This window comes from Paraclostridium dentum (genome assembly GCF_012922555.1).
Lineage (GTDB): Bacteria > Bacillota > Clostridia > Peptostreptococcales > Peptostreptococcaceae > Paraclostridium > Paraclostridium dentum.
On the sequence record NZ_WIPK01000007.1, the window covers coordinates 70,242 to 83,560 of the forward strand.

Below are 13,319 nucleotides of genomic sequence, written 5' to 3' on the forward strand. Positions count from 1 at the left end.
ATAAGTTGAATTTTTAGTTTTTGGAGGGGTTAAAATGTATAACGATATTAGAGTTACAAAACAAGAAGTAAGAGACTTCTTATTAATTAATTTTGGATTGATTACTTTTCTAGCTATATTTGTATTTATTAGCTTTTCTAAACCAAATAGTGATGATTTTTTATATAACTTTGCTATAACATTTATGTATATTCCAGCTTTTTCAGTAATGGTGGTGCTTAAAAAGAGTTCTTATTATGAATTTGGTGATGTTGTAAACAAGTTCTTTAATTTCTTTATAATAGCGACAATATTAAGGGTTATTTTTTCTATACTAGAGCCTTTTTTTATAAAGAATGTTATTATCTCTTCTTTAATAGATCCAATTGTATCTTTGTATATTTTATATAGTGTATTTGTAAATTCTTCTGACTTTGAAATTTTCAATTTATCACTAAATAAAAACTTTAAAAAGGTATTGTTCTGCATAGGCATATATCTAGTTATATTTACAGTTGGATGTAGTCCTGACCTTATACATATGAACTTTAGTGTAGCGAATTTTATTGATGCATTGCTACAAATTTCAGTTGGTATTGTCATGAATATAATATTGGGTATTAGCTTGTTTTTTGGAGAAGAGTTTGGGTGGAGATACTTCCTACAACCTAGACTTCAAAGGATATACGGGAAAAGATTAGGAGTGATAATACTAGGATCTATATGGGGTATTTGGCACTTACCTCTTTGTATGACTCTTTACAGTCCTCAAACTCCGGTTTACTGTATTATAAGTCATGTATTATTCTGCACAACACTTGGAGTATTTTTAGGTTATGCTTATATGAAAACAGAAAATCTGTGGACACCAATGTTAATTCATTTAATTGGAAACTTAATTGCACTTTCAAATGGTGGTGGTCTAGATACAATAATTACATTAAACGATCTTTTAATAGCTATTTTATTTGAGTCTGTATTATATTTACCATTTTTATTTGCAAAAGTATATAGACTTATCAAGGATGACATCGGTGTATCTATTGATAATTAGAATAAAAAAAGGGATGTATCTATTTGATACATCCCTTTTTTATGACCTTAAAATAATAAAACTAATGAATAAATTTTTCTTATTCAACACTATTATTACTTTATAAGCTAATTTTAATAATTTTCTGCTCTAACTTCAAAGAATCCTTGAGAGTACATACATACAGGACAAATATCGGGAGCTTTTTTACCCATTACTAAGTGTCCACAATTTATACATTCCCACATAGTTTCTTCTGATTTTTCAAAGACAGCTTTCATTTCTATATTATTTAAAAGTTTACGATATCTATCTTCATGAGATTTTTCTATTTTACCAACTTCTATAAATTTTTCAGCTAAGTCAAAGAAACCTTCTTTTTCTGCATCTCTAGCAAATCTAGCATACATGTCTGTCCACTCATAATTCTCACCTTCAGCAGCATGAAGTAAGTTTTGGTCAGTATCTCCTAAATACCCTAGCTCTTTAAACCATAACTTAGAATGTTCTCTTTCGTTTCCAGCTGTTTTCAAGAAAATTTGATTGATTTGTTCATAACCTTCATTTTTAGCAACATCTGCAAAGAATGTATATTTATTTCTCGCTATTGATTCTCCTGCTAATGCTTCCATTAAATTCTTTTCTGTTTTTGTACCTTTATATTTATTAGTTGTTTCGCTTGATTTTTCTGCTTGATCTTCTAGTTTAACAAATACTGATGCTGGATTTTTACACACAGGGCATATAAACCCTTCTGGTAATTCTCCTTCATGTATATAACCACAAACTGAACAACGATATTTAACTGATGTACTCATTTCTTTACCTCCTAAGTCTTCACTTCTATTAAAATAAATTGTATGTAACATTTCCTCTGCAAGCTTACTTAAAGGCTTGCCATAAAATTCTTTATAAAGAGCTTTTATTTCTTCATTTTCATGGCTCAATCTAACTTCCATACTCGAATCTCTTTTATAAAGTCCGCTTATACGTTTTTTTCTAAGTTCATCACCTTTAAATTGAGTGTCTTTAGGCTGTCCGCCGCCCCCTATACATCCTCCAGGGCAAGTCATAACCTCAATAAAGTGATATTGTTTTTTTCCGTTTTTCATTCTCTTAATGAATTTAGATGCATTTTTAGTTCCATAAATAACAGCTATATTTATTTCCAGATCTCCTATTTTTAAAGTTGCTTCCCGAACTCCATCCATACCTCTTATTGTTTCTAAGTTATAAAATAGATTTGGTGGATTTTCATTGGTGATATATTTGTATGCCGTTCTAAGCGCAGCCTCCATAACACCACCTGTGTTCGCAAATATAACACCTGCTCCAGATGATTCTCCCATTAACTCATCATAAGGACTATCCTCTAAAGAATTAAATTCAATATTGTTCTCTTTAGCCCAAGTAGCTAACTCTCGTGTAGTTATAACATAATCCATGTCACGCATTTCTTCTAAATTATGAAATCTTCCAGATGCATTCATTTCATCTCTTTTGATTTCAAATTTTTTAGCAGTACATGGAGTTAAAGCTACATTTACAATCTTTGCTGGATCAATTCCCATCTTTTTTGCAAAGTATGTTTTTATTGTAGGGCCTTGCATTCCAATAGGACTTTTCGAAGTTGAAATATTATCCAGTATATCTGGGTGAAATGTTTCTGCATATTTTACCCATGAAGGACAGCAACTTGTAAACTGAGGTAATGGCTTATTATTAGTCTTTATACGCTCTATCAGCTCACTTGCTTCTTCAACTATTGTCAAATCAGCTGCAAAGTTAGTATCAAGAACATAATTTGCACCAAGTTTTCTAAGTAGCGATACCATTTTCCCTTCAACAAAGCTACCATCAACCATATTAAATTCTTCGCCAAGAGAAACCCTAACCGCTGGTGATGTTGTAAATATTACTATTTTATCTTTATTTTGTACTTCAGACTCAACCTTTTTATAGTCAAGAACCTCTGTAATACTTGATGTAGGACATACATTTGCACATTGACCACAGTTAATACAAACAGCTATATCATTTGTATTTTTTAATGAATAATGTCCATTAACACCTATATAATCTGTACAGATATCTTTACACATCCCACACTTGATACACTTCTCTTCATCTCTACAAATAGATGGATTATCCTTTTCAATCGCTACCCTAATGTTAGTAGATAAATGTTTGCTCATTTAGCACTCCTTTCATTTCAAATTAGTACATGTAAAAAATTGGGATTTATATGTACTTTGAACTTATACCCTACGAACTTTTAAATAAACTATATGAAAATAAGTTTAAATAATCCAAATGTATGAATTAATATTAAAATTTAGATTGTTCGGTAATGTTGGAAATAATCATAAAATTAGTACACTAATTTCAAAACTATATAAAATTATAACATTTAATAATTTAGCTTTTATTTAATCATAAATTGCTAATAATATGTTATATAATAATGAGTATTTTTAATAATTTGAGAGGTGAATAATATACATATGATTATTTTTATAAATATACTTTTAGTATTTTTTCTTGTCTTTTTAAATGGATTTTTTGTTGCTACAGAATTTGCTATGGTAAAAGTTAGAAAATCTAGGATAGAAACGTTAATAATTCAAGGTAATAAGCGTGCGAAACGTACTTTAATAGTTGTTAAAGATTTAAATTCATACTTATCTGCCTGCCAGCTTGGAATAACTTTAGCATCGTTGGGGCTAGGATGGGTAGGAGAGCCGGCTATTTTACGTTTATTAATGCCAATATTTAACCTATTTAATTTGCCTTCAAGTCTAGAACATTCAATTGCATTTATTATTGCATTTTCAATTATAACTGGGTGTCATATTGTATTTGGAGAATTGGTTCCTAAATCCCTAGCAATTATAAGTCCCGAAAAAATAGCATTAAGTACAGCTTTTCCACTTATATTTTTTTACAAGTTAACATATCCTGTTATGTGGATATTCAATCATAGTACAAACTGGATATTAAAGGTATTTGGGTTTTCTCAAGTTGATGAGCATGAATCAGTTCATACTGATGAGGAAATAAAACTATTAGTTGAAGAAAGTTATAATCATGGATTAGTTGATAAAACTGAATTAACTCTTGTAGATAATATCTTCGATTTTTCTGATAAAACAGTAAAAGAAATAATGGTACCACGTACTGACATTACAAATATTTTCATAGAAGATGCATTTGATGATATTATAGATTTCACATTAAAAGAACAGCTTACTAGATATCCTGTATGTAAAGAAAATAAGGATAATGTTATTGGATTTATTCATATTAAGGATTTATATAAACAAAAGATTGAAGGTAGTAATCAAGAAATAAAAAATATTATTCGTGAGATTAAGCTTGTCCCAGAATCAATGCTCATAAGTGATCTTCTTAAAATATTTAAAAAAGATAAAGTACAAGTTGCTTTAGTTATTGATGAGTATGGAGGAACTTCTGGTTTAGTAACAATAGAAGATATTTTAGAAGAAATTGTTGGGGAAATTCAAGATGAGTTTGATGAGGAAGAAGATTCTATTATTAAGTGTGAAGATAATAGTTATATAGTAGATGGAAAGGTTCTAATTGAAGATATAATTGAGTTTTTATATATAGATATTGAAGATGAACATATTGATACTATTGGAGGTTGGGCATATACTCAGCTAGATTCTTACCCTAAAGTTAATGATAAATTTACTTATAAAAACTATGAATTCACTCTATTAAAATGCAATAGAAAAAGAATAAACAAATTATTGATTAAAAATTTATCTGATAAATAATTAAGTACCCTTTAGCTATTAATGAACGTAGTTAAGGGGTACTTAATTATTTTGCAACTTTTTAATTTAATTAGAATATTAATATTATATATAAATATTGATAAAAGTTAATTCATAGATTATAATGTACTTTAAATAAAAAATTACTAAATGCTATTTAATAAATTTCTATTTTAAACTTTATTTACAAAATAGGATTATTAGCAATATCTTCAGAAATATATTAATTAGTTTTTTAAAATGTTTCTGATAGTTTTTTATTTATTATTTTAAGGAGGAAGAAATGAATAATTTAGATTCAGACCCCGGGGCCTTTATGCCTCAAATAATTTTAATAGTATTACTTACTGCTATTAACGCGTTTTTCGCATCAGCAGAAATGGCTATAGTTTCTGTAAATAAATCAAAAATAAAACAATTAAGTGCAAGCGGAAACAAGAAAGCTCAATTGCTTGAAAGGCTTATGGAAGACCCAAGCAATTTCTTATCAACTATTCAAATTGGAATAACTTTAGCTGGATTTTTCTCAAGTGCATCTGCTGCTACAGGAATATCTACGCACCTTTCAAAGATATTAGCTCCACTTAATATACCTTATTCTAATGAATTATGTATGTTTTTAGTAACAATAATACTTTCATATTTTACATTAGTATTTGGAGAATTAGTACCTAAAAGAATTGCTTTGAAAAAAGCGGAGAAGATATCTTTATTTTCAGTAAAATCAATTTACATTATATCTAAAATTGCAAAACCATTTATAAAACTTTTATCATTTTCAACTAGTCTGGTTTTAAAAATAACAAGAAATAATGATATGGATATTGAAGAAAGAGTTTCTGAAGAAGAAATTAGAACTTTAATATCACAATCTCAAGAAGATGGATGTATTGAAAATGAAGAAAAACAGATGATATATAGCATATTTGAATTTAATGATAAGACTGCTAAGGAAATTATGACATCTAGACATGATATGTTTGCGGTAGACATAGACGATGATTTAGATGAAATACTAGAAGGAGTAATAGCATCAGGATACTCTAGAATACCTGTATATGAAGATAATAAGGATAATATCCTCGGGATATTATATGTAAAAGACTTATTAGTAAGAGCTAAGAAAGTTGGATTTAAAAATATAAATTTAAAAACAATGCTTCATGACCCATATTTTGTTTCAAAGTCTATTAGAACAAATGAATTATTTAAACTTCTAAAGGATAAAAAGGTCCACTTAGCGTTATTAATTGATGAATATGGTGGAATAGAAGGTCTAGTAACTATGGAAGATTTAATTGAAGAAATTATGGGAGATATTGAGGATGAATACGATAAAACTAAATCTACTATAACACAAATTGATGATAGTAATTTTATTGTAAAAGGATATTTGACAATAAGTGAATTTAACAATAAATTTGATATAGATATAGAACAAGGTGACTATGATACTTTAAATGGATATATACTTACATTGTTAGGTGATTTCCCAGAAGAAGGTCGAGAAATTGAATTAGACAATTTTACATTTTTAATTGAGAATGTAAATAAAAGAAGAATTGAAGATATAAGAGTAAGTATAAAAAACAGATGTGCGCAAATATCATAATGAGTTTTTATACACTTGAAATTTAAACAAAAATGAGTAAATCCCTATATTTAAGGGTTTACTCATTTTTTTATATTATACAGCACTTAAACTAAAGTTATTAGTTAATAAGTGTTTTGCAAATTCATCTAGTTTGCTTATTGTTTGTTTTATATCATTTTCTGTTGTTTCATGATTAATAGAACACATTCTTAAAACAACTTTACCATTTAAAACTGTTGTAAATATTCCTGCATAGTTTTCTTGAAGTGCTAAATGTGAAATATTATTATTAAGTTCATCTATATCTTGTTCAGACATTCCAGATGGAGCATATCTAAAATTGATAATTGCTAATTTAGGATCAGATATTATTTCCCAATTCTCAAATCCTAATAATGCTTTCTTAATATATTCTGCAAGATGAATACCATATTCAATTCTTCTGCTCATTTCACTAGTTCCTAGAGTTTGTAATGTAAACCAAAGTTTAAGACCCCTAGTTGGTCTTGTTAATTCAATACCTATGTTTCCATAGTTTATTTCATCGTCATTTACATCTAAATCTCTTAAATACTCTGGATTTTCACTAAAACTTCTTGCTAAATCATTTTTATCTTTTACAAGAACCATTGCGCAACTATATGTTTGGAATAACCATTTATGTGCATCCCAACTTAAACTATCAGAATTTTCTATTCCTTTTAATAAATGATTGTAGTTTTCAGATAATAATATCGATGCTCCATAAGCTCCATCGACATGCATCCATAAATCATATTTTGAACATATATCAGATATTTCTGGTATTGGATCAATACTTCCAGTATTTGTAGTCCCTGCACTAGCTATAACAACAAAAGGATGTAGTCCATTTGTTATATCATTTCTTATTGCTTTTTCTAGTTCATCTGTCTTCATTCTATAATTTGAATCTGAAGGTATTTTTCTGATATTCTTAGGTGATATTCCAGATATTTTAAGTGCCTTTTTAATTGAACTATGAGTTTGATCAGATACATAAGCAGTTCCCAAATGTAATTTATCAAATGAAAGTTTGTTATCTCTTGCAGCTACCATTGCTGTAAGATTTGCCATAGATCCTCCTGAAACAAATAGTCCGCTCGATTGTTCTGTGTTGTATCCAGCTTTTTCAGATATCCACTTAATTAATGTTTTTTCAATAAAACTAGCAGCTGATGTTGTCATCCAGCATCCAGCATGCAAGTTATAAGCACTGGACATTACATCTCCAATCCAAGAGTTCAAATCTGCTGGACCAGGTATAAACCCAAAAAATCTTGGATGGTTTACTCTTGCTCCATACTCATAAACCTCTTTCATCATTTCTTCCATAACTTCTTGTACCTGTCTCCCCTGACTAGGTATATTTATGTTTCTAAGTTTCTTTATTTGATTAGAATCAGCTACTTTTACCACTTCATTAGATTCTAACGATTCAACTCCTTTAAAATATTGATCAATAAAATAATTTAAAGAATCTTTAAGTTCTAAATTGTTCATATTACTCTACCCCATTTCTACCCAATTAGCCTTATCTTTTTTAAGCCACGTTCATGATAGCACCAAAATATACATTAATCAAATTGCAATTTCTGTATTATAATTAATTTTCCCACTGACAAATAGTAAAATTTAAACTTATATGCACATAAATTGGAATAAATCGATTAAAATTAAATTCATTAATTGCATAAACAGTTCAAAAGATTAAGAAAATAATAAAAAAATGGTTAGAAAATAAAGTAACTATATGTTTATTTCGATAAATAAGTTAATTTACTTTAGATTATTTATACTTACATATATGCGCTAGAAGGATATATAATTTGAAATAAGTACATTTTTTAAGGGAGGGTTATATGAGTAGAATAGAAAAGGAAAAAAAGACGGTACAGTTAATGATAAATATATATTGTAAAAAGAATCATAAATGTACAAATGAATTGTGTGAAGAATGTAATGAAATTTTAAACTATGCTCATAAAAGGTTAGATGCATGCAAGTTTGGTGATGAAAAAGGTTTTTGCAATAAATGTCCTGTACACTGTTATAAAAAGGACATGAAAGTTAAAATTAAAGAGGTTATGAAGTTCTCAGGGCCAAGACTTATCGTATATAGTCCTCTGCAATTTATAAAGCATATATTTGAATAGCTTACTTAATTTAAATATAAATTTAAAAGTGTAACATATGTTACAGTGCATTTGATATATTTTAGGTATAATTTTTATTGTTCTAATCATAAAAATACAAGAACAAATAAAAACTTAATTTATAATCTATATAATTTTAAATAATTTTAATATATAAATATATAGATGTTAGTAAGGGGACGCCTATGGATAAAATTAAAAGAAACCGTGAATTTTTTAAAGCTAACTTCGAAGTATTAAAGCAAATAAAAACCGATAAACAAAAAGGTATTTTACCCTTACCTTTTCAAAAAGAATATGATAAAAATTCTGAATTGATAGATTTACCGTCTATAAATAAAAGTATTTTAGTCAAATCTAATGTATTAGACTGCATACAAGATAGAAGAAGTATTCGTAAATATAGTAATGAAAAAATAACTTTAGATGAGCTTTCATATCTACTTTGGGCTACTCAAGGCATACAGAGTGTAAAAAATAATTTCAGCGCATTAAGAACAGTACCTTCTGCCGGATGTACTCATCCTTTTGAGACATATTTAATAATCAGTAATGTTAATGATTTAAATCCTGGAATTTATAGATACTTACCATTAGAACATAAGCTCTTATTTGTAAAAAACTTAAATAATATAACTGACGAAATAAATAATGCTACTCCAAATCAACCTTTTGTACAAGACTTTGTATCTAAAAGTGCTGTTGTTTTCGCTTGGAGTTGCATTCCATATAGAAGTGAGCATAGATTCCATATAACTGCGCATAAAAAAATACTTATAGATATTGGTCATGTTTGTCAAAATCTTTATATAGCATCAGAATCTCTTAATTGTGGTACTTGTGCTATTGGAATTTATGATCAACACATCATTGATGATATGCTAGATTTGGATGGAGAATATGAGTTTATAATTTATATGGCTTGTTTAGGTAAAAAGTTTTAGTATTTTCAAAATTTAATTAACATCGTTCACAATAATCTAATTATATATAAAAAGGTCACTCTTATTGCCATTTGAGTGATCTTTTTTAATAAAACAAACAAATACAATGGTTAATCTATTTTCGATGTAGTAAAATAAATTGTAAAGATTAAAACTAACTAAAAATTAAGTATATAAGGATTTGTAAAATATGATGAAAATAAATAGCATATCAATATTTGATAATATAAAACCAGAAAGTAAAGAACAGTTAGAGAAGATAATGACAAGTTTTCATGCACAAAGAAAAGAAACTTTATTCCTAGAAAAAGAATTTATTGATAATTTGTATTTTATAGAAAAAGGAAAAGTATCTATATACAAAATAAATGAAAATGGTGAGAGAAAAGTAATATTCATATTTAAAAACGGTGATGTAATAAATGATCTTTCATTAGATCAAGAAAAAAACACTATTTTCGCTTGTGAAATATTTGAAAGATCCACTATATTGAAGTGCCCTGCGTCTGAATTCATAAAAATAATGGAAAATGACTTTAATTTAATGAAAAATATATTGGTTCATACTCAAAATATTAATAGAAGGCTATACAGGCAACTAAAAAACTCTTCTTCTCTAAATATAGATAAAAAACTTGCAGCAAAACTATATAGAATGGGAAAAGAGTTTGGAGTAGAACAGGGAGAATGGACACTTATTAAAGCAAACATAAGTATTACATATATAGCAGAAATGCTGGGGTGTAAAAGGGAAAGTTTATCAAGAACAATGAAACAATTGCAAGACTATGGATTGGTCAAAATTGTAAATAAAAATATTTATATAAAAAAAGAAGGTTTGTCTAAATACTTTAAAGGCAATTAATAGAGAATGCATATAACAATGTAATTAATGTTATGTGTATTTTTTTTGTAAATTCGATAAAAAGATATCAATATTGTTATATATATCACAGACATTCAAAAAATCGTATGCTACTATATCTTTAATAAAATATAGGAGGAGAGATTATGAAGATAAAATTGAATAGAGCAAACTTCGATAAAGGTCTTAAGTTATTGAAATCGGAATATAAAGTTTTTGCGCCTGTAACGACCCCTTTTAAAGGAGTTTACTCTGATACAGATTTAACTAAATATGAGGAAATAAGTAGTATAGATGATATAGAGTTTAATAAAAAATCTAACTTTTCACCAAAAGAAATTATACTACCTATAACTCAAACATTATTTTATTTTACAGAAAAGGAATATAAAACTAGTGATATAGATGATAAAAAATTGATTATATTTTTAAGAGCTTGTGATATAAATGGAGTAAAAAGGTTAGATGAGATTTACCTTAATAACGGTATTGAAAAAGATTATTTTTATGAAAGATTAAGAGAAAAAGTAAAGTTTGTTCTAATTGGATGTAAAGAAAGTTTTAGAAATTGTTTTTGTGTAAGTATGGGCTCCAACAAAACTGATAATTACTCAATGGCATTAAATATAGATAATGATGAAATTTACTTGGATATAAAAGATGAAGATTTAAATATATTTAGTGGTGAAGATACTGAGTTTGAAGTTAATTACGTTAAGGAAAACCTTATCTACTTAGAATTGCCTAAGAATATAAATCCGATAGAACTAGCAAAGCATGAAATGTGGAATGAATATGATTCTAGATGTATAGGATGTGGACGATGCAATTTTGTCTGTCCAACTTGTACTTGCTTTACTATGCAAGATATATACTACAAAGAAAATGAAAATGTAGGAGAAAGAAGAAGGTTCTGGGCGTCTTGTCAGGTAGATGGATACACAAATATGGCAGGTGGTCATTCTTTTAGAAAAAAACAAGGTGAAAGAATGAGATTTAAAGTGATGCATAAGATATACGACTTTGATAAAAGATTTGGATACCAAATGTGCGTAGGATGTGGAAGATGCGATGATGCCTGTCCACAATATATATCTTTTTCACAATGCGTAGAAAAAATAAAAGGCATAGCAGATATCAATGAGGAGGTAAAGTAGATGAATCCATACATACCAGTTAATTCAAAGATTATAGATATAATTAAACATACAGATATAGAATGGACATTTAGAGTTTCTAGTAAAACCGAAGGAGTCTTACCAGGAAAGTTTTATGAAATTTCAATTCCTAAATTCGGAGAAAGTCCAATATCAGTATCAGGATACGGAAAAGATTATATAGATTTTACTATAAGAAATGTAGGTAAGGTAACTAGTGAATTATTTAATTATACAGTTGGAGATAGATTTTTTATAAGAGGACCTTATGGGAATGGATTTGATGTAAGTTTATACGAGGGAAGAGAAATTGTTATTGTAGCAGGAGGAAGTGGTCTAGCTCCTGTAAGAGGTATCGTAGAGCATTTTTATAACAATCCTGATAGATGTATACGCTTTAAGTTAATAGTTGGATTTAAAAGCCCTCAAGATATATTATTCAAAGATGATTTAAATAAATGGAGCGAAAAACTAGACATATTGGTAACAGTAGATAATGCTGATAGTGATTATGATGGAAATATAGGATTAGTTACAAAGTATATCCCAGAGTTGAAAATAGATGATATAAATAACATGTCTGCAGTAGTTGTTGGACCCCCTATGATGATGAAATTTACAGTAGCAGAGTTTTTAAAAAGAAATCTATCTGAGCACAACATATGGGTATCTTACGAAAGAAAAATGTGCTGTGGTGTAGGTAAATGTGGACACTGTAAAATGGATGATACTTATATTTGTATAGATGGACCTGTATTTGATTATTCTTATGCAAAGAATTTAATAGATTAGGAGGTATAACTATGATAAGAGATTTAAATACTAAGAAAGTAATGAAAAATGCTTTTAGAATAACTAAAACTAAATATGAAACTTCTCTTAGAGTGAGAATACCAGGTGGAAGTGTAGATCCAGAAAGTTTGATGATAATTTCTAAGATAGCTACAGAGTATGGAAATGGCGAAATACATATTACCACTAGACAAGGTTTTGAAATACTGGGTATAAAGATGGAAGATATGGAAGAAGTAAACAAACTTATACAACCAGTAATTGAAAAAATGGATATAAACCAGGCAGAAAAAGAAGAAGGATATCCAGCTGCAGGCACTAGAAATATATCTGCATGTATAGGAAACAAAGTCTGTCCAAAGGCTCAATATCACACAACAAACTTTGCAAAGAGAATAGAAAAAGCTATCTATCCAAATGATTTACACTTTAAGGTAGCGCTAACTGGCTGTCCAAATGACTGTATAAAGGCGAGAACCCATGACTTTGGAATAATAGGCATGACACGTCCTTTATATGAAAAAGAGAGATGTATATCATGTGGAGCTTGTGTTAAAAAATGTGAAAAACTATCCACTAAAGCTTTACGAATGGAAAACTATAAAATCGTAAGAGATCACGATAAATGCATAGGATGTGGAGAGTGTACTTTAAACTGTCCTACTTCAGCATGGACTAGAGATGAAAAGAAATACTACAGACTAGCAATCATGGGTAGAACAGGTAAAAAAAACCCAAGACTAGCAGAAGATTTCTTATTGTGGGCAGATGAAGAATCTATAATAAAAATAATACTTAATACTTATAAATATGTAGATCAATATATAGCTAAAGATGCTCCAGGAGGAAAAGAACATATAGGATATATAGTTGATAGAACAGGATTTATGGAATTTAAAAAGTGGGCATTAGAAGGTGTAAATTTAGATGATATAGCAAAAGTAAATGAAAATATTTACTGGAGTGGAATCAAATATTAAC

Annotated in this window: 11 protein-coding genes; 9 read left to right on the top strand and 2 right to left on the bottom strand. The window is 28.3% G+C overall.

Annotated features, from left to right (window positions below):
- Positions 1-34 precede the first annotated feature (34 nt).
- A complete protein-coding gene (locus GFJ41_RS11785) occupies positions 35-1,033 on the top strand; it encodes a CPBP family intramembrane glutamic endopeptidase (protein ID WP_170075404.1) in 999 nt (332 codons plus the stop codon).
- A 113-nt stretch (positions 1,034-1,146) separates the two neighbouring features.
- Here the strand turns inward: GFJ41_RS11785 and rbr are convergent, their stop codons facing one another.
- Positions 1,147-3,207, bottom strand: coding sequence for a rubrerythrin (gene rbr, locus GFJ41_RS11790; protein WP_170075405.1), 2,061 nt, complete (start codon positions 3,205-3,207; stop codon positions 1,147-1,149).
- A gap of 309 nt (positions 3,208-3,516) precedes the next feature.
- Between rbr and GFJ41_RS11795 the strand changes: the two genes are divergently transcribed.
- Positions 3,517-4,812, top strand: a complete 1,296-nt coding sequence (locus GFJ41_RS11795; protein WP_170075406.1) for a hemolysin family protein — start codon at positions 3,517-3,519, stop codon at positions 4,810-4,812.
- A gap of 283 nt (positions 4,813-5,095) precedes the next feature.
- Positions 5,096-6,424: a hemolysin family protein gene (locus tag GFJ41_RS11800; protein ID WP_035117906.1), complete on the top strand. Its 1,329-nt coding sequence runs from the start codon at positions 5,096-5,098 to the stop codon at positions 6,422-6,424.
- Positions 6,425-6,499: 75 nt separating this feature from the next.
- Here GFJ41_RS11800 and GFJ41_RS11805 read toward each other — a convergent pair whose 3' ends face one another.
- Complete coding sequence (locus GFJ41_RS11805; protein ID WP_170075407.1) at positions 6,500-7,927, bottom strand: pyridoxal phosphate-dependent decarboxylase family protein; 1,428 nt, start codon at positions 7,925-7,927, stop codon at positions 6,500-6,502.
- A 359-nt stretch (positions 7,928-8,286) separates the two neighbouring features.
- Here GFJ41_RS11805 and GFJ41_RS11810 point away from each other — a divergent pair, with 359 nt between their 5' ends.
- The 6 genes from GFJ41_RS11810 to asrC all read left to right on the top strand — a co-directional run bounded on the left by GFJ41_RS11810 (position 8,287) and on the right by asrC (position 13,318).
- Positions 8,287-8,580: a nitrous oxide-stimulated promoter family protein gene (locus GFJ41_RS11810; RefSeq protein WP_035117904.1), complete on the top strand. Its 294-nt coding sequence runs from the start codon at positions 8,287-8,289 to the stop codon at positions 8,578-8,580.
- A gap of 185 nt (positions 8,581-8,765) precedes the next feature.
- The gene (locus GFJ41_RS11815) at positions 8,766-9,524 is read left to right on the top strand and encodes a SagB/ThcOx family dehydrogenase (protein ID WP_170075408.1); all 759 of its coding nucleotides are present in this window, start codon (positions 8,766-8,768) and stop codon (positions 9,522-9,524) included.
- Positions 9,525-9,714: 190 nt separating this feature from the next.
- Complete coding sequence (locus tag GFJ41_RS11820; protein ID WP_035117902.1) at positions 9,715-10,389, top strand: Crp/Fnr family transcriptional regulator; 675 nt, start codon at positions 9,715-9,717, stop codon at positions 10,387-10,389.
- A gap of 146 nt (positions 10,390-10,535) precedes the next feature.
- Positions 10,536-11,546 (top strand): anaerobic sulfite reductase subunit AsrA, encoded by a 1,011-nt coding sequence (gene asrA / locus GFJ41_RS11825; RefSeq protein ID WP_170075409.1) that lies wholly within the window; start codon positions 10,536-10,538, stop codon positions 11,544-11,546.
- Positions 11,547-12,338, top strand: coding sequence for an anaerobic sulfite reductase subunit AsrB (gene asrB / locus GFJ41_RS11830; RefSeq protein WP_170075410.1), 792 nt, complete (start codon positions 11,547-11,549; stop codon positions 12,336-12,338).
- Between the two features lie 11 nt (positions 12,339-12,349).
- Complete coding sequence (gene asrC, locus GFJ41_RS11835) at positions 12,350-13,318, top strand: sulfite reductase subunit C (RefSeq protein ID WP_170075411.1); 969 nt, start codon at positions 12,350-12,352, stop codon at positions 13,316-13,318.
- Position 13,319 lies beyond the last annotated feature (1 nt).

What these genes read in the sequence shown, in the direction of transcription:
- GFJ41_RS11785 (WP_170075404.1), top strand. Translation starts at nt 35, where the DNA reads ATGTATAACGATATTAGAGTTACAAAACAAGAAGTAAGAGACTTCTTA.
- rbr (WP_170075405.1), bottom strand. Translation starts at nt 3,207, where the DNA reads ATGAGCAAACATTTATCTACTAACATTAGGGTAGCGATTGAAAAGGAT.
- GFJ41_RS11795 (WP_170075406.1), top strand. Translation starts at nt 3,517, where the DNA reads ATGATTATTTTTATAAATATACTTTTAGTATTTTTTCTTGTCTTTTTA.
- GFJ41_RS11800 (WP_035117906.1), top strand. Translation starts at nt 5,096, where the DNA reads ATGAATAATTTAGATTCAGACCCCGGGGCCTTTATGCCTCAAATAATT.
- GFJ41_RS11805 (WP_170075407.1), bottom strand. Translation starts at nt 7,927, where the DNA reads ATGAACAATTTAGAACTTAAAGATTCTTTAAATTATTTTATTGATCAA.
- GFJ41_RS11810 (WP_035117904.1), top strand. Translation starts at nt 8,287, where the DNA reads ATGAGTAGAATAGAAAAGGAAAAAAAGACGGTACAGTTAATGATAAAT.
- GFJ41_RS11815 (WP_170075408.1), top strand. Translation starts at nt 8,766, where the DNA reads ATGGATAAAATTAAAAGAAACCGTGAATTTTTTAAAGCTAACTTCGAA.
- GFJ41_RS11820 (WP_035117902.1), top strand. Translation starts at nt 9,715, where the DNA reads ATGATGAAAATAAATAGCATATCAATATTTGATAATATAAAACCAGAA.
- asrA (WP_170075409.1), top strand. Translation starts at nt 10,536, where the DNA reads ATGAAGATAAAATTGAATAGAGCAAACTTCGATAAAGGTCTTAAGTTA.
- asrB (WP_170075410.1), top strand. Translation starts at nt 11,547, where the DNA reads ATGAATCCATACATACCAGTTAATTCAAAGATTATAGATATAATTAAA.
- asrC (WP_170075411.1), top strand. Translation starts at nt 12,350, where the DNA reads ATGATAAGAGATTTAAATACTAAGAAAGTAATGAAAAATGCTTTTAGA.